This is a genomic window from Candidatus Saganbacteria bacterium, assembly GCA_026387835.1.
GTDB lineage: Bacteria > Margulisbacteria > WOR-1 > JAKLHX01 > JAKLHX01 > JAPLKZ01.
This window is the reverse complement of sequence record JAPLKZ010000010.1, coordinates 99,041-118,958: the sequence shown is the minus strand read 5'-3', so window position 1 is coordinate 118,958 and position 19,918 is coordinate 99,041. Positions and strand designations below refer to the sequence as shown.

The following is a 19,918-nucleotide window of genomic DNA, read 5'->3' as shown; positions in this document are numbered from 1 at the left end:
TTTCGACACCTCGACTCAGTCGCTATTGCTCCTTCGCTCGGTGCAAGCACCCATAAAAGTGATATAATTTTTGAATATGAAGTCTAAATACTACATTACAACACCCGTTTATTACGTGAATGATGTGCCCCATATCGGGCATAGTTATACTCAAATTGCTGCGGATGTACTTGCGAGATGGAAGAGAAGCCAGGGATATAAGGTGTTCTTTTTGACCGGGACCGACGAACATGGCATGAAAATTGCTCAGGCAGCAGCAGAAGCGGGCAGGTCGCCGAAAGAGCATGTGGACATAATGGCACAAAAGTTCATCGAAGCGTGGAAAAAACTGGGCATAACTTACGACGGTTTTATCAGGACCACGGACAGCCGTCACGAGGAGACCGTGCAGAAGATATTCGAGAAACTTCATGAAAAAGGCGATATATATTTAAGCGAGTACGAAGGGTGGTATTGCGCTCAGTGCGAATCGTACTGGACGGCTTTCCAGCTTGACGGAAAAGAAAACTGTCCGGATTGCGGAAGACCCGTGAAAAATACGAAAGAAGAAGCCTACTTCTTCAAACTGTCAAAATATCAGGACGGGCTGCTCAAATATATTGAAAGCCACAGCGACTTTATCTGCCCTCAGTCAAGAAGGAACGAGGTCATGCGTTTCATCGAGAGCGGGCTCAAGGACATCAATGTGAGCAGGACCAATTTTTCGTGGGGTGTCACGGTGCCATTTGACCCTAAGCATGTCATATATGTGTGGTTCGACGCGCTGATAAACTATATTTCCGCCATAGGCTATACATGGGACGAAGAAAGATTCAAAAAACTATGGCCCGCGGACCTTCATCTCATGGGAAAAGAGATCGTGAGATTCCATGCCGTCATCTGGCCGGCGATGCTGATGGCTCTGGACCTGCCGTTGCCTGAAAAAGTATTCGGACACGGCTGGTGGACGGTCGAGGGCGGCAAGATGAGCAAATCAAAAGGCAACGTTGTCGATCCGATAGCCCTGTCACAGGAATTCGGCCTTGACGGCGTGAGATATTTTCTGATAAGGGAAGTGCCTTTCGGAGTTGACGGCGATTATTCAAGGGAAAATCTGATAAAACGCTATAATGCCGATCTCGCGAACGATCTTGGCAATCTTTTGAGCAGGACGCTGACAATGATAGAGAAATATTTTGACGGGAAAGTCCCTTCTCAAAAAAACGATAAAATGAACGGTCTGGACAGGGAGATGACAGAGCTAATCAAAGACACGCCGAGAAAATATGCAATATGCATGGACAAGATCGCTTTGACCGAGGCGCTGTCGTGTATATTCGACCTGATAAGTCTTTCAAACAATTATATTGAGAAACAGGCTCCCTGGTCTCTTGCAAAGAACGGTAAAAAAGAAGAGCTCTCAACAGTCCTCGGCAATCTGTTCGAGGTCTTGAAGGTGGTATCCGACCTGATAGCGCCTTTCATGCCCTCAACCTGCGTGGAAATGAAAAAACAGCTTGGCCTTGAACCGGGTTCAGAAAAGATCAATAAAGGAAAACCGCTTTTTCCCAGGATCGAAAAACAGGACTAATCCCAAAGCATATGTATATCGACACTCACGCGCATCTTACGATGGATGAATTTACCGACCTCCCTGAAGTCCTGAAGAGAGCAAAGGACAACGGCGTCACTAAAATAATAAATGCTTCCTTTGATCTCGAATCGTCAAAAAAAAGTGTTAGTCTGGCAAAAGAGCATGACATGATCTTTGCCTCGGTGGGGATACATCCTCATCACGCGGACTTTGTCGATGACGCGTCTATAAACGGATTAAGAGAGCTTGCCGCAAATAATAAAGTCGTGGCTATAGGAGAGACGGGGCTTGATTATTTTGAGAACCCGGTACCTAAAGAAGTTCAGAAAAAAGCTTTTGCCCGACATATCGAGCTGGCAAAAGAGCTCGGTCTCCCGCTTATCTTCCACGGCAGGGACGCGGACGGCGACATGATCGAGATCATAAAAGAACACGGCCAGGGCAGGATCAAAGGTGTATTCCACTGTTTTTCTTCAGACAGGGAGTTTGCCGCAAAGGTCCTGGAAATGGGGTTAATGGTATCTTTCACCGCGGTGATAACGTTCAAGAACGCTCACAATGTGCGGACAGTGGCCGGATATGTGCCGCTTGAGAGTATCATGCTCGAGACCGACTGTCCGTATCTTGCGCCGCAGGCGATGCGGGGAAAAAGGAACGAGCCGTCTTATGTCCGGTCCGTTGCGGAAAAACTGGCCGAAATAAAAAATATCCCGGTCGAAATTATAGCCGAAAGAACTTCAAGAAACGCCGAGGCGTTTTTTAAACTTTCCTAAATGAAACAATTATCCATAAAAGAACAGATCAAGATATGCAGGCAGATGTCGCGGCTTATCAAGGGAGGCGTGCCGCTCGCAAAGGCTCTTGGTATCGCCGATATTCCGGAAAAAGCGGCAGAGATGATAATGGACGGAAAGGCCGTCTCAGATTCGATAGAGCAGTACTTTTCCCGGGATGTAATTGACCTGGTCAGAATAGGAGAGAGGACAGGGGAGCTGGACACAATGTTCCTGAAAGCCGCGCAGATCCTCGAAAGAAAAAAAGAATTTAGAAGCAAACTGACAAAAGCATTAGCTTATCCGCTGATAGTACTTTCGGCAAGCCTTATGACGCTTATAGGTTTCATAGTTGTAGGCATCCCCAAAATGAACGAGATATTTATTTCTTTCGGGATGCCGCCGCCAAGATCGCTGGCAGTCATGAGCAATATCTCAAAGATGACGCCTCTGATCGGAATTGTCATTATCTTTGCGATATCGGTGTTGTCATTCTGCACCAGCAAAGGGATGTTCCGCAGGGAGTTGGAATTCGTTAAATATAATATCCCTTTCTTCGGGAAGATCGCGGCAAAACTGGAGACTTCCATGATCTGCAGGAACATTTCCATGCTTCTGAGGTCCGGGATGCCGTTCCTGGAAGCGCTCGGGCATGCCGAAAAATCCGTAAAGCCGGTCACATATAAAAGCGCGCTCCAAAAAGTAGCCGAAAAAATATCGTCCGGCTGCACGCCGTCGGATGCTTTCAGGGGCGAAAAGTGTTTTGACAGCGATATGACAAGGATCCTTGCTGCCGCGCAGGAATCCGCCTGCCTTGAAGATGTTTTAGAAGGATCCGCCGACATCCTTGAAGAAGAGGCGCACGAGAACATAAAAGCCGCTACCCTGCTCGTCGAACCGTTGTCGACAGTACTGGTAGGAGCGGTCGTCGGCTTTGTGGTGATACAGATGTTCTCTCCGATGATGAAGATAATGGGAAGTTTATAACCCTCACCCTTCCCTCTCCCAGCCCTTCGGCAGGCTCAGGGCGAGAGGGAGAGGGTGGTCAATAAAGAAAGGAGGTGATGAAAGTGAAGAGAAAAAAAGGTTTCACTTTGATAGAACTTCTGGTAGTGATAGGGATCATCGGAATGCTTGCCGCGTTTTTACTGCCGACTTTTGTAGGCGTGCAGGATAAAGCAAAGGAAGCCGGAGTGAAATCGGTGATGCATTCCGTGCAGCTGGCCGTAGAATCCTATAATATGGAGAACGAGACGTTCCCCATCGCAACGGAGATTCCGATAAAGACTCTTTACGAAAATTATCTTAGCGCAATAGGGTACACCACGGTTCCCAAAAACCCTTTTACCGGAAAAGCTTATGCCGCGTCAGATACCGCTGGGAAAATAATTTACACGTATGATGCGGCAAAGAACGGCTACACGATCACGGGATATAAAAAGAACGGGACATCAAAAGTGCAGGAACTGACGAACCTGGACTGATATAATTGGATAAAAAGGCAGGAAGGGCATTTCCGTTGAAAACAGCAGTAAAAGCAATATTTATCCTGATCTTATTAGGCATCCTGGGATGCCGTCAGACGACAAGTTTATGTGAAAACAATACAGCCGCCAACGACGGAAAAACAAAAATCGATAAGAACGGCACTCTGGTCTTCTGTCTTGGCGGCGAGATATCCATTCTCAACCCGGTACTGTCTTCCGACAGCTCTTCTTCGGCTGTCGAGGGGCCCATATATTCGGGCCTTACAAAAGTGAACGAACGCCTTGAAATAATCCCGGACCTTGCAAGGAAGTGGACCGTTTCAAAAGACGGGAGGGTCTACATTTTCTATTTAAGGGATGATGTCTTATGGCATGACGGCAAAAAATTCACCGCGCAGGACGTCAAATTCACCTTTAATTCCATCCTTGACCCGAAAGTAAATTCGGTCCGCAGGGGCGATTACATGATCGACGGAAAGCCGATAAAGTTCAATGTTGCCGGACCTTATATAATGCAAGCCATACTTCCCAAACCGTTCGCTCCTTTTCTTGCGAGCATGGGCATGGGCATTCTTCCGGGGCATATTTTGCGCGGAAAGGACATCAACTCGGCCTCTTTCAACCAGCATCCGGTAGGGACAGGGCCTTTCATTTTTAAAGAATGGGTGTCGGGGGACCATGTGACACTGGTGAGGAATGAAAAATACTACGGAGGCAGCCCTCTTCTTTCATCGGTATTATTTAAGATAATCCCCGACGAGAATTCAAGGCTTATCGCACTTGAAGCCGGCGAAGTCGATGAAAGCGATATTCCTCCCAAAGACTATTCGAGGATAAAAAAAATGCCGGGGGTGAACGTCTTTGAGTACGATTCACTGACATATACCTATTTGGGGCTCAATCTCACAAACCCGCTGTTCAAGGATAAAAAAGTCCGGCAAGCCCTCGCTTATGCGACGGATAAATCCCAGCTTGCAGATCTTATTTTCCGCGGCCTCGCGGCACCCGCGTACAGCCCAAGCGCGCCTGTCTCCTGGGTCTATGAAAATAATGTGAATAAATACCGGTATGACCTCAAGAAAGCGGAGAGATTACTCAATGAAGCGGGATGGAAATACGCGGATGACGGCAAACGGCGCATGAAGAACGGGAAGCTTCTTGAGTTCACAATTCTCGTCAACCAGGGAAACAAGGAAAGGGAGAAAGCCGCTGTCGTTCTTCAGTGGCAGTACAAGAAGATCGGCGTGAAAGTGGACATCAGAGTGATGGAATGGAGCGCGCTTCTTAAGATAATCAATTCTCCCAAGGACCCGAAAAATTTTGACAGCGTGATCATCGGATGGTCGCTCGGGATAGATCCCGACTCGTACAGCATCTGGCATTCAAGCCAGTATCCATCCGGCTTGAATTTCATTAAATACAATAATAAAGAAGTTGACAGACTTTTAGAGCTTGGCAGGGTAACGGTGGCAAAAGAAAAAAGAAAAGAAATATATCAAAAACTTCAAAGGATCATAGCAGACGACCAGCCGTACATATTCTTATGGTATCCGAAAAGTGTGGTGGCGGTATCAAACAGGGTAGGGGGGCTTTCAAAGCCGGGGCCGGCAGGGTTGTTTTTAAATATCGAGAAGGTGTTCGTGAGAAACAAATAAAATATGGGAAAATATTTATTGAAGCGGCTGTTAATTCTTATCCCTTTATTGATAGGCATATCTTTGATCTCGTTCTTTGTGATGCATCTTGCTCCCGGAGACCCGACAGCGCTGTTCACAGACCCGAATGTAAAGCCTCAGGAGCTTGCAAGAATAAGGGTCAACTGGGGTCTTGATAAACCGGTCGCCGTACAATATTTCTACTGGCTGGGCAATGCCCTGAGGGGGGATCTCGGGACAGCCTATCTTATAAACCGCCCTGTGACAGAAGTGATATTTGAAAGACTGCCCGCGACTTTGCTTCTTATGGGGACTTCCATATTATTAACGGTCTTTCTCGCGGTGCCGCTGGGAGTGATATCCGCGTTAAAGAAAAACAAACTGTTTGACCATGTCGTTACGGTATTTTCTTTCGTCGGCATGTCGATGCCTTCGTTCTGGCTTGCGCTGATGCTGATGTTGTTATTTTCGGTGAATCTTAATATCCTCCCTGCTACGGGCATGTACGACCCGCTTATGAAAGCGCCATCATTATTTTCAAGGTCTTCAGATCTCTTAAGGCATATGGCGCTTCCCGTAATGACAATGGTCATAATAAGCCTGGCTGGGATAACGCGTTATACAAGGGCGAGCATGATAGAAGTGCTGGGGCAGAACTATATAAAAGCGGCAAGGGCCAAAGGGTTACCCGAAAGAACGGTCCTTTTTAAGCATGCTTTAAGGAACGCGATGCTGCCGCTCATCACTTTGGTTGGGATGATGCTTCCGGACCTTTTTGCCGGAGCATTCATCATTGAGACGATATTTGCCTGGCCGGGGATGGGACGCCTTGGCGTGACAGCGGTCTTTTCCAGGAACTATCCGGTGATAATGGGTGTCGTGATGATATCGGCATTTTTGATAGTTATCGGTAACCTCCTTGCGGACCTGTGCTATGCCGCTGCGGATCCGAGGATCAAAATAGAAAAATGAAATGAAAAACTTCTTTAAAAACAGGCTGGCGGTTTTCGGACTGACAATCCTTATTTTGATAGCATTTGCGGCGGTTCTTGCGCCGGTAATGAGCCCGTTCGATCCGGGAGATCTCGGCAGTACCGCGCTGCAGGCACCTTCGGCCGTCCATCTTTTCGGGACAGACGATTTTGGCAGGGATATCTTTTCGAGGGCGCTCTACGGGGCAAGGGTCTCTCTTGCCGTCGGATTTATCGCGGTATCGATCGCGGTAGTGCTCGGGCTTTTGTTCGGAGCGGTAGCCGGATTTTTCGGAGGCTTCGTCGATTCCGTCATAATGCGGTTTATAGATATAATGTTGTCATTTCCGTCGATATTTCTGCTGCTGTCGATACAAGTCATGCTCAAGCCGAGCATATATAACGTAATGATCGTAATAGGGCTTACTTCCTGGATGGGAGTCGCGAGGCTTGTGAGAGCAGAGATCCTCTCCGTAAAAGAACGCCCTTATATAGATGCCGCAAAGGCCATAGGCGCTTCAAATTTAAGGATAATATTCAGGCATGTACTGCCGAACGCAATGCACCCTGTCATCGTGGCAGGGACGCTCGGGATAGCGGGCGCGATACTCACCGAATCCGCTTTGAGCTTTTTAGGCCTCGGGGTCCAGCCGCCGTATTCTTCATGGGGGAACATGCTGCAGGACTCGCAGGCTTATCTCAGGGACGCGTGGTGGATGGCTTTTATCCCGGGTTGCCTGATATTGCTGACGGTGCTGTGTATCTATTTGGTCGGAGAGGGACTGAGGGAAGCCATGGACCCGAGATCATGCTGAAAATATCGAATTTATCCACATATTATTACACGGATGACAAAGTCATCAGAGCGGTCGATGATGTGAGCCTGAAGGTAAAGGATAAAGAGTTCTTCGGCCTGGTAGGGCCGTCCGGCTGCGGCAAAAGCACTTTGGGATATTCGATAATGAAACTGATAAGTGAACCGGGGCGTATCGTCAAAGGTTCTGTCCTGCTCGACGGCACAGATATCATGGCACTAAACAGCGAAGAACTGACTAAGGTCCGGGGCACCGGGATATCCATGGTCTTTCAGGACCCTATGACTTTTTTAAACCCCGTCCTTACAATAGGGGAGCAGATATCCGAAGCACTTAGATATCATCTTAAGATGGATAAAAAAAGCGCCAAAGAAAAAGCCATAGAACTGCTAAATCTTGTAAAGATAGATCCTCCGGGAAAAAGGTATAATGATTTTCCCCACGAACTGAGCGGCGGAATGAGGCAGAGGGCAATCATCGCAATCGCGGTATCGTGCGGGTCAAAGCATATCATCGCTGACGAGCCCACTACGGCTCTCGATGTCACGACGCAGAGGGGGGTAATGGACCTGCTTGTCGAGATGAAAGAAACGCAGGGGCTGTCGGTCATGCTCATCACGCATAATTTAAGACTTGTGAAAAAATACTGCAGTTCCTGCGCCGTGATGAAGAACGGAAGGCTCATATTCCAGGGAGAATCGGAAAAAGTTCGGGAGGTGTTTGATTGATGTCCGGAAATATAATTGAAGCGGACGGGCTGTCAAAAAAATACGGCGGATTTGCGGCCGTAAAGGATGCAAGCTTTTTCATAAATAAGGGAGAGGTGTTCGGTATTGTAGGAGAATCGGGCAGCGGCAAGACGACCCTTGCCAGATTGATACTCGGCCTTACCGGGCCGGACAGCGGGGAACTGAAATTTCTCGGACAGGAAACAACAAAATGCCGCGATCTTAGAAAAAAGATGCAGGTAGTGTTCCAGGACCCTATTTCCAGCCTGGACCCGAGGATGAGGATCAGGGATATAATCGCGGAACCGTTACTGATCCATGATATCTGCCCGAGAAATGAGATCCCCAAAAAAGCGGCGGAGCTTCTGTCAGAGGCAGGACTGACAAAAGATTATTTGAACAGGTATCCTCACGAGATCTCCGGAGGAGAGGCCCAGAGGGTCTGTATCACAAGGGCTGTATCGACAGGGCCGTCGTTCATTGTCTTGGACGAGCCGGTCTCCTCCTTAGACTTTGATCTGCAGAAAAAGATAATCGGCCTGTTGATGAGATTGAAAGAAGAAAAAGGCCTTACATATCTTTTTATCACTCACGATCTTTCGCTGGCAAGACATATCTGCGACAGGATAGCGGTCATGAAGGCCGGAAGCCTGATTGAGACGGGGACACCCGATGAAATATTCAACAACCCGTCAGAAGAATACACCCGGCAGCTGATAGAAGACTTAATTTAAATGACTAATTACTAATGACTAATGTCTAATGAAGGAAGCATTATTATATTATTCCTTAATTAGTCATTAAGAATTAGTCATTAGTAATCATTACTTCATCCACCACCACAGATTAGGCGCCTCGCCCGTATTGGCATCTTTTTGTTTTTGGCGGGCCGTGTCTATCTCTACTCCCATGGTTTTGATCCTTGCCGGAGTGATAAGATGAGGCGTGAGCATTGCGATTATCTCTTTTTTCTCCCAGAGGATCTCTTTGCTTTTGAATGCGTTGCCGATAATAGGAATGCTCATCAGGAACGGTATCCCGTTCTCGACCTCTTTTGATTTATTCTTGATCAGGCCGCCGATGATTATCGTTTCCCCGTCCCTTACTATGACCGTCGTGGTGGCTTCGGTCGTCTGCTTTTGAGGAAGGCCGTCTGTCGATATGGAACCTTCACTGACCTCAGGATGAATATCCATCTTTATTGTGCCGTCGCTTGAAATATACGCCGTGAAAGTGAGCTTTGTTCCTACCTCGAGAAAATCGATTATCTGGCTTGTGCCGGTGGTCGTCGTGAGAGTTGTCTTATAGCCCAGCTTTGACCCGCTTATTATGTTTGCCGATCTTCCGGAGACCGCCACGATCTTGGGATTGGCAAGAAGATTGTATCCTTCCTTATGCTCCAGGGCTTCCAGATAAGCGTCAAGATTGCCCTTGACGACATGGGCGTAAAACCCGGGAGTGCCTGTCGTTGCGGGATTTGCAAAACCTTCGGTCTGGGCGGTATAGGTGCTTCCGGAGTATTTTCCTTTGACGCCGAGCTTTGACGGCGTGGCGCCGTTTCCGAGGGTTATCTCCATCAGCTGCGATTCGACGAGAACCTGGTTGGGTGCGATGTTCAGCTGTTTAACTATCCCGGAGATCTTCTGCATCGAGGCCGCGGGCGCCTCGACGACAACGATGTTTGACCCTTTTGTCGAAAAGATCCTTGTGTTGGGATAATCAAGCTTCATAAGCATATCTTTTGCGTCATCAGCGGTCACCTGATTGATCGTAAAAGACTTTGTCAAAAGACCTTTATCCCTGAAAATATCCACTTCATACGAAGGTTTTTCCCCGGGCTGGGCGTTGGGTGCGGTCACTCTTAATATACCGTTCTCTATCTTGTAGGAATAACCGCAGGACCTGATGACAGACAGCAAAGCTTCAAACGGCGGGACATCCTTTAGAGAAAGAGTTACCTTTCCTTTGACGGTATTGCTTACGACGACGTTCATTCCCGCTTCTTTTCCCAGCGAGTAGAGCACCGTGGTTATTGGCGCATCTTTCAGGCTGAGAGAAATAGTCTCGCTGCTGGTGCCGCTGCTGTAAATATTATCCAGAGCGAGGACCGGACAGCAGAACAAAAATACCAATAAAACCGCTGTCTTGATTTTCATCAGATCTCACCTCCTAATTTTAATGTGTATCGTTTTCCGGACTTTGAGACCGTTACGGACTTCCCGCCTATTTTTTCTACAGTGAAACCGTCAACGCTTTCCCCTGTCTTTACCAGCGAATCATTAAGGAAAACAGCCTGGATACTGCCTTCGTAGACACCCTTGAACTTGATCCGGACTTTTGCCGACTTCTTGATCGTCCTCTTCTTTGATGCGGCCGCCTCCTTTGACGATGCCACGCAGTATCTTTGCGAAAAGAACGGATCGGACATTACGACGCCCGGCATAACGATCTTTTCCTGTGAAGTTTGTCCCGCGGCTGACGGCATCACAAAAGCCGAGACAAGAAGCTTTACGTCGAGCACCTTCGCGTCTGAATTCTTGTTTATGTCGAGCTGATCGATCCGGACCATCATAGGAAGATTTTCCAGCCTTACCAGATACAGGTTCAGATTTTCAAAATCGCCGGACAGCTCAATATCTATCGGAAGTTTCTTATATTTCTGCTCGCTTATCAGGGCTGAAGGCTGTACCAGGGAATAATTTATCTTGATATCTCTTGACGAGTTTGTGATAAAGTCCTGCATAAGGTAGGGTATATCTATCTCGGAAGGCAGTTTTTTCCCCAGTTCTCCGAGTTTTTTTTCGATGATCAGGTTTGTCGCTTCCGATTTTCCCGCGATTATGTCTTTCGGGATCATAAGGTCGATCTCCTTTTCGATCGAAGAGAGCGTTTCCCTTGAAGCGGAAAGCTCCCTGATCTTCCCCTTCAAGAAATAATTGTATGATGCCCAGATCACAACTATAGCTATCAGGGCCATCAGAAGGATCTTTTGCCAAAGCGGCCTTTCCAAATCATTTCTCCTTTATATTACGCTTTTAAATATCACCTTAAAATCTATTGTACTGTTTGAGGCGGATCTTTTTGCCTCTATCAGCGTAGTTCCGGAAAAGAGCGTAGACATTTCGATATCTTTGAGCATCTCGCCTATCGTCTTCATGCCGTTGCAGGAACCTGTTATCACCATTTGCCGGCTTGAATTTGTGAATGAAAAACTGTTCAGGAGGATACCCGGGGGAAGGATGTTCGAGAGTTCCGCGATCACCTGCCTGACCGGGGTCTGCTCCGCCGATATTCTGTTGACGATAGCCCGGCGCTCCTGCAGCAGTTTTATGTTGGCAAGGACGGAGCTCTTGTCGTTGATAAGACCGTTATAATAAGAAAGCCTGCTGTTTATCATGACCGCTGCGGAAAAAGCTATGACAATAAACAGCAGAAGCACGGCTCCGCCGGTGACGGCGGGGACTTTTATGGAATTATCGGTATCAGACAGGAACTCAAACGCCCTATCGATGTTGAAAGGGGCAGGATTTTTTTTGCCGATCCTTGCTCTCTTGAGGAGGTTCATCTCCTTTGCCTGGGAAAGGGCAATGCCTATGGCTATCGAAAGGTGAGGGCAGATCTCTTTAAATTCTCCGTCTGTTTTAGAGCTCTCTAGGCCGGCACAGGCATCAAAGTTCTGAACACTTGTCTCAAGACCGGAAGATAAAAAAGTGTCAAGGCTCTTCATTTTTGAGGAACCGCCGGACAAGATGACCTTGTCGACGGCTGTCCTGTTGAAATTTTCCTTGTAAAAACTGAACGAGCGGATTATCTCGTTAAGGAACCTGCGCAGGACCGGTCTTAACAGCTGGGATATCTGTGACAGCGGAACGCCGTCCGGAGTGTTCTCCTGAGTGTTTTCGGCCGGGATGCCGTAGGTCCTTTTCATCTTTTCGGCCTGCTCATAGGTGAAGTCCATCTGCCACTTGTCGCTGACGAAAGTGCCGATCATCGCTTTGGTAAAATTATTCCCCGCGATAGACAGTTCCCTGAAGAATTCAAGGTTCTCCCCGTTGAAAAAGATCAGGCTCGTGGAATCGACGCCCATGTTGATAAAAGCGGTGGTCTTATCTTTTTCAAGGATGTTCAGTTTTTTCAGCAGGTCCCACACGGCGAAAGGCGCTAACGAAATGCCGTCAAGGTTTATTCCGGCGGACTCAAAAAGACCGTGGATGCCGGCAATGGATTCTTTTGAAACGGCAGCCACGAGAAGGTCAAGCTTTTCGACACCTCTTTCATGGACAGCTCCCAGCATCTTGTAATCAATGACCGTGTTCTCAAGAGTGAACGGGATATGGCTTTTCATCTCCCATTTTACGGCTTCAAGAAGGTCTTTTTCCTTGAGTTTTGGGACGATGACCCTGCGGATCACTACTTCAGTGCCGGATAAAAGGCAGTATATTTTGCGTTTTCTTGACGGAAGTGAAGCGAAGGTTTTTTTTAACAGATCGAGGACAGAACCCGCGGAAGTAGAGCCGTCTTTTTCGCGCGCGGTCTCGGCGATCCTGTATTCCTCGAGCCTGAAACCTTTATCGGATTCCGATATCTCGGCAAGGCGAATATATCCGCCGCTTATATCAAATCCGACCGAAAATTCCGTTTTTGCGTCCCTTACAGGACTCATATCATAATTCCTTCCATGAGCCTTTTAACAATGTATATCCGCCGCTTGTAAGGCCGATAGGGGCTTCCGGCAGATAAGACGGGTCATACTCGATCTTGATATTGCCAGTGTAAGTTGCGGCGGAAGGATTCACTATCGCGCCGTACATGTTAATATTGCCGTTAAGCGCAACGCTTACTCCCCAAGAATACAGGAATCCGTATATCGTATCGTTCCCGTTGATCGTTATAGAGGGCGCCATGATAGCACCTTTCAAACGATTGTTTCCGGAATCAGTAATTGTCGTATTTGAATATAGAACACCGTCATCCTGGATATTTGTATTTCCTGTTATTGTCATCGTTTTGTTTGAAATAAATTTAGTATTTGGCCCGATCGTAGTGTTACCAGATATATTAATAGTACCCGTCGCAACGATGATTCCACCCCCTGTCAATGTAGAATTCCCGGAAATCGTCACGTTGCCGTTCACAAAAATAGTATTTCCGTTGAGATTAGTACTGCCGATAGTCCGGTTACCTGCTGCTGAAGTGCCGGCGGCGGTGATAAGATCGTCATAATATTTTGTATTCATTGTAGGGGGTGGGGGAGGAGGATCAATCACGGTGAACGGAACAGGCTTGCCGTTTACCGTTACAGTGTGTCCCGGTGAAACGGATGTCTCTCCTGTAGGATGGTTTGTATTCCCTTTTATTGAGATATTTCCGTTAGAAAAAACAGGCCCTTTTATTGATGAGTTCCCCTGTAGCGACAAATTTCCGTTCCCGTAGACCGCAAAATCGAACGCCGGAGGAAGAGCGCTTGATATTATCAGCTGCTGGATAGTCCGCGAAACGCCGTTCACTTCGCCGGTAGAAGTTATGATTATCGAACTTAAAGGGCCGTCAAGAATAGAATAGTTATAACTTCCGCCTCCAAAAGCCTCTATGCTGCTCCCTGTCCTGTAAGTGCTTCCCATGCTGCCGAAGCTGAGACACCAGATCGCCTTGTTTATTCCGGCTTCAGAGATATAAAAAGCCTTGACCCTGTTCATCTGGTATACGGAGCCGGTGGTACGCGCGGTGACCAAAAACAAAAATGACATTATCAGCGCGCTTATGCCGATCAGCATTATGAAAGTCAGCAAAAGATTCCCTTTATTTCTTCTCATAAATTCCTCAGCCGGACCGTGGATTCAAGCGTGTGAACATCAGTTCCGATACTGTTTGTAAGCCGGATGTTTACGCTCCTGATGGATGACAAGGTGCCGCTGTCATAAGTAAAGTTCAGATCATTCACATATTTTGACAGGATGAAAGGAACTCCGGCAACGGCCCTTAACAGATTTCCGCCGGATGTTCCATCCCAGGAATAAGACACCGTCTCGGAGGAATCTATCACTGTATCATTGTCCGCATCCTGCATCCAGAACGTGAACTGCCTATTATCAGCAACGGTCACTTCACGGCCGTTCCTTATTTCATCGACCATTGTTTTCATTGCCCTGTCCCCCTCGATCGCGATGTCAGATAAATTTTTCTCCGTTCCGAATATGTCCGCTCCCGCTAAGTATATCGTTACTAGCAAAGACACCACCAACACGAGTATTGCTATGACGGTCACGAGCTCTATCAAAGAAAATCCGTTCTTTCTCATAATGCTTAATAATTTGCGATAAATGTCTCGACTTCATAACTTCCTATAGACGGCCCGCTTTGCCATTGGACATTGACCTTTACATCTATCAGATCGGGACTCCCTTCAGCCGTAGAAGATGTGACAGCCCTTGAAAAATTGCTGAATCCGGAGATCTGGCCGAAAGCTTCGCTTGTACTTTCAATGTCTGAATATGACAGGCCCTTTATCTGTTCCATCTTCTGCTGGGCCAGCTGGACGGCGACGGACCTGTTGGTCGCGTCGGAACTGGCTGTTATCCCGCTTGAAAAAAGGAGCATTATGGGAAGAAGCCCAAGGGACAGAACAGCGAGGACGATCACCATCTCAAGCAGCGTAAAACCGGCCTTTGATGGACGGACATCAAAAAACGATTTGATATATACCATTTTTCAAAGATTATAACAGAGAAGATATATATTGTAAAGGAATTTTTCTATTTCCAGTATAAGTTCGGGCAGGCACCGTTGGTAGTGCCTATATCATCTGCATCGGTATCGTCAACCTTGCCGCCGAAATTGATTATCACCGTTCCGCTTGTTCCGTTCAGTCCCACTGACCATATAGCGAAATAATCTCTACAGACAAAATACTGGTAATTGTTGTCCGAATTATAGGGATCTTTTGGCAGGGTTTGAATTACCGGTCCGTTTTCCAGCTGCAATAAATCGTCGGGATATTTCATTTTTGAGGAACAGAAAGTTTCTGCCGCCAGCTTGAGCACGCGAAGATCACTTTCTATTTTGCTCCCTCGGGCATCGTTCTGGATATTAAAAAAATTCATTGCTGCGACAGAAAGGATTATCGAGATGATGGCTATGACCATAACAAGCTCTATCACAGTAAAGCCTTTGTTTTTCATGATTTTAGAAATTATAGCATAAAAAAATAAGCCCCGATCGGATCGGGGCCCATTTTTATTAGATCAAAAACTTACTTCCAGTTAGAGTTTGGGGGAGTCCCGTTAGTCACTCCTATCTGGTTTGCCTCTCCGGCAGTAACAACTCCAGCGCTCGTCACGGTACAAGCTGTTGCTGAAGCGTTAGGTCCTATTGACCATATTACATAGTATCTCGGTGTCGTTCCGCCTTCGGTTGCATATAAATATGCAACTGTTGAGAAAGCATCTGTCGGTTCAACTGATATGACTGCGTTAGACTCTGCAGTCAGGATACCAAGAGAAGCCGGAAGAGTATTGTGTTTGGCATTGTAAGCCTCAACCGCCAACTTCAACACCCTGAGGTCGCCACCCGCTTTTGCGGTCTTAGCTTCCTGCTGCATTCCCCTGAAACTTGGTATGGCAATACCTATAAGCACAGCAATGACAGCCATAACAATTAAAAGTTCGATCAATGTGAAGCCTCTTCTTTTAAACATTAAACTCTCACCTCCTCCCGTATTTCAAATTAGCATGAGCTCTTTCACAAAAGACCCGGAAAAACATTCTTTGCCGGGGCCCATGTGCTTAATTAAGAAGTATATACTAAATCATTTTAATTGGCAATACCGATTTTTGCATCATCCGTCAGGCCTTGGCCAGAAGCTTTTCAAGGTTTTCAGGATTTACAGCCCGCGCCATGGCGTTCTCATAAGAGATCAGGCCTTCTCTGTAAAGGTTTTTCAGTGCGGCATCCATCGTCTGCATGCCGTATTTGGAGCCTATCTCTATCATCGAAGATATTTCCTGGGTATTTCCTTTTCTGATGATATTGCTTACCGCCTGGTTGATGACCAGGACCTCCGCGGCAAGTACAAGCCCTTTGCCGTCGGACCTCGGTATGAGCTGCTGCGAGATAACACCCCGGAGCGTAAGGGCAAGCTGGGTCCTGATCTGGTTCTGCTGATGCGGAGGGAATACATCGATTATCCTGTCTATCGTCTGAACGGCGTCGTTGGTGTGCAGGGTGGATATGACCAGATGGCCGGTCTCCGCCGCTGTTATTGCGATAGAAATTGTCTCAACATCCCTCATCTCTCCGATCAGGATCACATCGGGGTTCTGCCTGAGCACGTGCGTCAGCGCGGCAGAGAAAGATTCGGTATCCTGTCCGATCTCCCTTTGTTCAATAATACTTTTCTTGTTCTTGTGCATGAACTCAACAGGGTCCTCGATCGTGATAATATGGCGGCTTTTTGTGGAATTGACGATGTCGATCATGACGGCCTGTGTCGTGCTCTTGCCGGATCCCGTGGGTCCCGTGATAAGCACCATGCCTCTGGGTTCTTTTATGAACTCGTTGATGATGTCCGGAAGCATCATCGACTTGGCGGAAGGTATTTCCGAAGGAATGGTCCTAAGCGATGCCGCGACGCTGTCTTCCTGGAAGTGGACATTCACCCTGAAGCGGCATACTCCCTGAAGCTCGTAGGAGCTGTCAAGCTCTTTTGTCCGTTCAAATATTTCTATCTGATGCGGGGTAAGCATGGAGTAGATCAATTCTTTTGCCTTCGCCTTGTCCAGGGTTTCTTCCCCTAAAGGGATCAGACTTCCCCCGAGCCTTATGATCGGTTTGGAGTTCGCTACGATTATCAGGTCGGAGGCACCTTTTTGGGTCACTGTTTTCAGCAGGGTCTTTATTTCCATATCCGCATCCGCTCCTTTAAGATTATGCAGAATATATTATACACCTGTCAATGTTTCAACGTCTTGACCATCTGGAATATAGGCAGCAGGATCGATGCAAAGATAAAACCCACCAGGACTGCGATTATCACAAGGAACATCGGCTCAAGAAGCGATGTCATTTTTTTTATCGCGTAATCGCTGGCCATATCGTAAAAGTCCCCGATCTTGTTCAACATTGTCTCAATGGTCCCGGTCTCTTCGCCGACGGCTATCATATGTACGGTCATCGGAGGGAATTGCCTGCTCGCTCTCAGGGGTTCGCTTAAGTTCTGGCCCTTGCCGACCGCCGCGGCCACGTCGCGGATCACTGCTGCCAGAGGGGCGATATCGATGGTCTTTTCGGTTATCTCAAGCGCCTGTATCATCGGGACACCGCTTGAAAGGAGAGCCGAAAGGGTCCTTGAAAGCCGGGCTATCGTAACTTTTCTCAGAAGATCTCCCCAAAGAGGCATATTGAGCTTGATGGAATCGATCTTTATTTTTACGGCAGGATCTTTTGAGAAGAACTTTACCGCGGTCCATCCTGCGGCCGCGGCAATGATCAAATAGATCCATGTAGCCCTGATGATAAGGTTGAGGTTAAAGAGCATAAGAGTAGGCAGCGGCAGGGGCACCCCCGCGTCCATAAAGATCTTGGCAAAAGGAGGAATTACGGTGGTGACGACGAAACACACCACAATGATGCCGGTTATCATGAGTATCATAGGGTACATCATCGCGGATGAGATCTTCTGCCCGAGTTCCGCTTCGTGCTCCGTGAAGCCTGCGAGCCTGCTCAGGATCTCATCAAGGTTGCCAGAGGTCTCTCCCGCAGCCACCATGTTGACGAACACGCTCGAAAAAATATCCTTGTGCTTTTCAAGCGATTCCGAAAAAGTCCTGCCCTGTTTGATATCTTCGGATATTTCGGCAACGGCGGATTTCAATTTTTTATTGTCTGTCTGCTCCGCGAGGGTCGTGAGAGCGGCGGGAAGGGTCATTCCGGCGCTGAGCATGTTTGAAAGCTGGACAAGGAACATCACAAGATCGTAGATCTTAACCTTCACGGATTTTTTTAGTATCTCGTCGATGAACCCGATATCCAGTCCCGGCTTCTTCTCCTTGACGGAAAGGATAGTGAAATTCTGCTTTAAGAGATTTTCGGCGAGTACGTCCCTGTTCGGCGATTCGATCGTCTTTCTTACTTTGTTGCCGAACTTGTCGATACCCTGGTAAATATAAAAAGGCATATTATTCTATTGTAGTCGCCCTGATCACTTCTTCGATAGAAGTGACACCGTCAAAAGCTTTTTTAAGTCCGTCTTCTCTCAATGTCTTCATCCCTGCTTCCTGGGCCGCTTTTCTGATGGCATCCACGGAATTCCTTTCAAGCACAAGCCCCCTTATTTTTTCGTTCATGATCAGCAGTTCGTAGATGCCGATCCTTCCTTTGTAACCGGTGCACTTGCAGTTCTTGCATCCTTTTCCCCTGTAAAAGATGATCTTGCCCTTGGTATCTTCGATGCCGAGGTCTTTAAGGGTCTTTTCACTAGGTGTGTACGATTCCTTGCAGCTCTTGCAGATCTTTCTTACAAGCCTTTGTGCCTGTATCCCGATCACGGAAGAGGAGACAAGGAAAGGCTCCACTCCCATATCGATAAGCCTGGTCAATGCGCCGGATGAATCGTTGGTATGAAGGGTCGAAAAGACAAGATGTCCCGTCAAAGCGGCCTGGATCGAGATCTCGGCGGTCTCTTTGTCCCTTATCTCTCCGACCATTACCACATCAGGGTCCTGGCGGAGTATAGATCTCAGCCCGGTCGAAAAAGTCAGCCCGGCCTTAGGGTTTATCTGGGACTGTCTCACCATCTCCAGCTGGTATTCTACCGGGTCTTCCAGGGTTATTATGTTCTTTTCGGGCGAGTTTATCGAGGATAACGCGGAATAAAGCGTAGTTGTCTTGCCGGAGCCTGTCGGTCCGGTCACAAGCAGCATCCCGTAAGGTTTTTTAATGAGCAATTTGAACTTTTCAAGCATTTCCAGCGAGAAACCCAGCTGCTCGAGACCTATCAGCAGACTATTGGGATCCAGTATCCTCATCACGATGTTCTCTCCGTGGACCGAAGGGAACGAAGAGATCCTGAGGTCTATCTGGTTATTGTCGATCTTTATCCTGAACCTTCCGTCCTGCGGACTTCTTTTTACCGCTATGTTCATGTCGGACATGATCTTTATCCTTGAGATGACCGCTGCCTGGAGATATTTGGGCAGGGTTGAGACTTCGTGGAGGATACCGTCTATCCTGTATCTTATCCTGACCATCTTTTCCTCGGGATTGACATGTATGTCCGAAGCACTGTCTTTTATGGCATCCCTTATCAGTATGTTCACAAGTTTGATGATAGGAGCCTGTTCGGCCGCGAGCCTTATCTTGTCCGTGGAAAGCTCTTCTTCCGCTTTTTCCTCCATCACGAGTTCCGTGTCCATCTTTTTGACGACATCGTCTATGGACGACCCGACACCGTAATACTGGTTAAGGGCTTTTTTGATATCGGTTTCGGTGGTCAGCACGGGCTCTATCGTGCATTTTGTCCTTGAGCGCAATTCGTCAAGCACCATTACGTTCAGCGGATCGACCATGGCTACGGTCAGGATCTCCCCGGCCTTGAAAAGAGGGATCGTATGGTTGACGTTCGCGAATTCTTCGGTGATCAACGCGATCATCTTTGGGTCTATGATATAACTGCTAAGGTCCACATACGGGATATGAAGATACTGTTCGAAGAACGAGATTATATCGGTCTCCTTTACCATGTTGAGCCTGACAAGAGTTTTTCTGAGGGGTTCGTTGCTCAGTTTTGATTCCTGCTCGGCGGAAGCGAGCTGTTCTTTTGTGATGATCTTCTTCTCTACAAGCGATTCACCCAGGGAGTTTTTTTCTTTTAACATGTTTGATTTTAAGCTATTATATAACGGCGAATAATAAATGTAAAGA

Annotated in this window: 20 protein-coding genes; 9 read left to right on the top strand and 11 right to left on the bottom strand. The window is 47.4% G+C overall.

The window, feature by feature from the left end:
* Positions 1–76 precede the first annotated feature (76 nt).
* From metG to NTZ10_04665, 9 genes are all read left to right on the top strand, one after another.
* Positions 77–1,570 carry a methionine--tRNA ligase gene (gene metG / locus NTZ10_04705; GenBank protein ID MCX5749522.1) on the top strand — a complete coding sequence of 498 codons (1,494 nt, stop codon included), beginning with the start codon at positions 77–79 and terminating at the stop codon, positions 1,568–1,570.
* Between the two features lie 11 nt (positions 1,571–1,581).
* Positions 1,582–2,346, top strand: a complete 765-nt coding sequence (locus tag NTZ10_04700; protein MCX5749521.1) for a TatD family hydrolase — start codon at positions 1,582–1,584, stop codon at positions 2,344–2,346.
* Complete coding sequence (locus NTZ10_04695) at positions 2,347–3,333, top strand: type II secretion system F family protein (GenBank protein ID MCX5749520.1); 987 nt, start codon at positions 2,347–2,349, stop codon at positions 3,331–3,333.
* An 83-nt stretch (positions 3,334–3,416) separates the two neighbouring features.
* Complete coding sequence (locus NTZ10_04690) at positions 3,417–3,830, top strand: type II secretion system protein (GenBank protein ID MCX5749519.1); 414 nt, start codon at positions 3,417–3,419, stop codon at positions 3,828–3,830.
* Between the two features lie 35 nt (positions 3,831–3,865).
* A complete protein-coding gene (locus NTZ10_04685) occupies positions 3,866–5,488 on the top strand; it encodes a peptide-binding protein (GenBank protein ID MCX5749518.1) in 1,623 nt (540 codons plus the stop codon).
* Positions 5,489–5,491: 3 nt separating this feature from the next.
* Positions 5,492–6,460, top strand: coding sequence for an ABC transporter permease (locus NTZ10_04680; GenBank protein ID MCX5749517.1), 969 nt, complete (start codon positions 5,492–5,494; stop codon positions 6,458–6,460).
* Between the two features lies 1 nt (position 6,461).
* On the top strand, positions 6,462–7,274 hold the full coding sequence (locus tag NTZ10_04675; protein ID MCX5749516.1) for an ABC transporter permease: 813 nt from the start codon (positions 6,462–6,464) through the stop codon (positions 7,272–7,274).
* Positions 7,268–8,002, top strand: coding sequence for an ABC transporter ATP-binding protein (locus NTZ10_04670; protein ID MCX5749515.1), 735 nt, complete (start codon positions 7,268–7,270; stop codon positions 8,000–8,002). Before NTZ10_04675 ends, NTZ10_04670 begins: the two co-directional genes overlap by 7 nt.
* Entirely contained in the window at positions 8,002–8,736 is a 735-nt protein-coding gene (locus NTZ10_04665) for a dipeptide/oligopeptide/nickel ABC transporter ATP-binding protein (protein MCX5749514.1), read from the top strand. The genes NTZ10_04670 and NTZ10_04665 overlap by 1 nt, the downstream gene beginning before the upstream one ends.
* A 90-nt stretch (positions 8,737–8,826) precedes the next feature.
* On the opposite strand, the gene NTZ10_04660 is transcribed toward NTZ10_04665, so the two are convergent.
* The 11 genes from NTZ10_04660 to NTZ10_04610 form a co-directional block, all read right to left on the bottom strand.
* On the bottom strand, positions 8,827–10,158 hold the full coding sequence (locus NTZ10_04660; protein MCX5749513.1) for a hypothetical protein: 1,332 nt from the start codon (positions 10,156–10,158) through the stop codon (positions 8,827–8,829).
* A complete protein-coding gene (pilO, locus tag NTZ10_04655; GenBank protein MCX5749512.1) occupies positions 10,158–11,012 on the bottom strand; it encodes a type 4a pilus biogenesis protein PilO in 855 nt (284 codons plus the stop codon). The genes NTZ10_04660 and pilO overlap by 1 nt, the downstream gene beginning before the upstream one ends.
* 12 nt (positions 11,013–11,024) lie before the next feature.
* On the bottom strand, positions 11,025–12,665 hold the full coding sequence (gene pilM, locus NTZ10_04650) for a pilus assembly protein PilM (GenBank protein ID MCX5749511.1): 1,641 nt from the start codon (positions 12,663–12,665) through the stop codon (positions 11,025–11,027).
* Between the two features lies 1 nt (position 12,666).
* On the bottom strand, positions 12,667–13,815 hold the full coding sequence (locus NTZ10_04645) for a hypothetical protein (GenBank protein MCX5749510.1): 1,149 nt from the start codon (positions 13,813–13,815) through the stop codon (positions 12,667–12,669).
* On the bottom strand, positions 13,812–14,300 hold the full coding sequence (locus NTZ10_04640) for a prepilin-type N-terminal cleavage/methylation domain-containing protein (GenBank protein ID MCX5749509.1): 489 nt from the start codon (positions 14,298–14,300) through the stop codon (positions 13,812–13,814). Before NTZ10_04640 ends, NTZ10_04645 begins: the two co-directional genes overlap by 4 nt.
* Before the next feature lie 5 nt (positions 14,301–14,305).
* Entirely contained in the window at positions 14,306–14,707 is a 402-nt protein-coding gene (locus NTZ10_04635; GenBank protein MCX5749508.1) for a prepilin-type N-terminal cleavage/methylation domain-containing protein, read from the bottom strand.
* Between the two features lie 47 nt (positions 14,708–14,754).
* Positions 14,755–15,180: a type II secretion system protein gene (locus tag NTZ10_04630; GenBank protein MCX5749507.1), complete on the bottom strand. Its 426-nt coding sequence runs from the start codon at positions 15,178–15,180 to the stop codon at positions 14,755–14,757.
* A gap of 71 nt (positions 15,181–15,251) precedes the next feature.
* Entirely contained in the window at positions 15,252–15,695 is a 444-nt protein-coding gene (locus tag NTZ10_04625; GenBank protein ID MCX5749506.1) for a type II secretion system protein, read from the bottom strand.
* Between the two features lie 148 nt (positions 15,696–15,843).
* A complete protein-coding gene (locus NTZ10_04620; protein ID MCX5749505.1) occupies positions 15,844–16,902 on the bottom strand; it encodes a type IV pilus twitching motility protein PilT in 1,059 nt (352 codons plus the stop codon).
* A gap of 47 nt (positions 16,903–16,949) precedes the next feature.
* Positions 16,950–18,173, bottom strand: coding sequence for a type II secretion system F family protein (locus NTZ10_04615; GenBank protein MCX5749504.1), 1,224 nt, complete (start codon positions 18,171–18,173; stop codon positions 16,950–16,952).
* 1 nt (position 18,174) lies between these two features.
* The gene (locus NTZ10_04610) at positions 18,175–19,872 is read right to left on the bottom strand and encodes an ATPase, T2SS/T4P/T4SS family (GenBank protein ID MCX5749503.1); all 1,698 of its coding nucleotides are present in this window, start codon (positions 19,870–19,872) and stop codon (positions 18,175–18,177) included.
* Between the last annotated feature and the right edge of the window lie 46 nt (positions 19,873–19,918).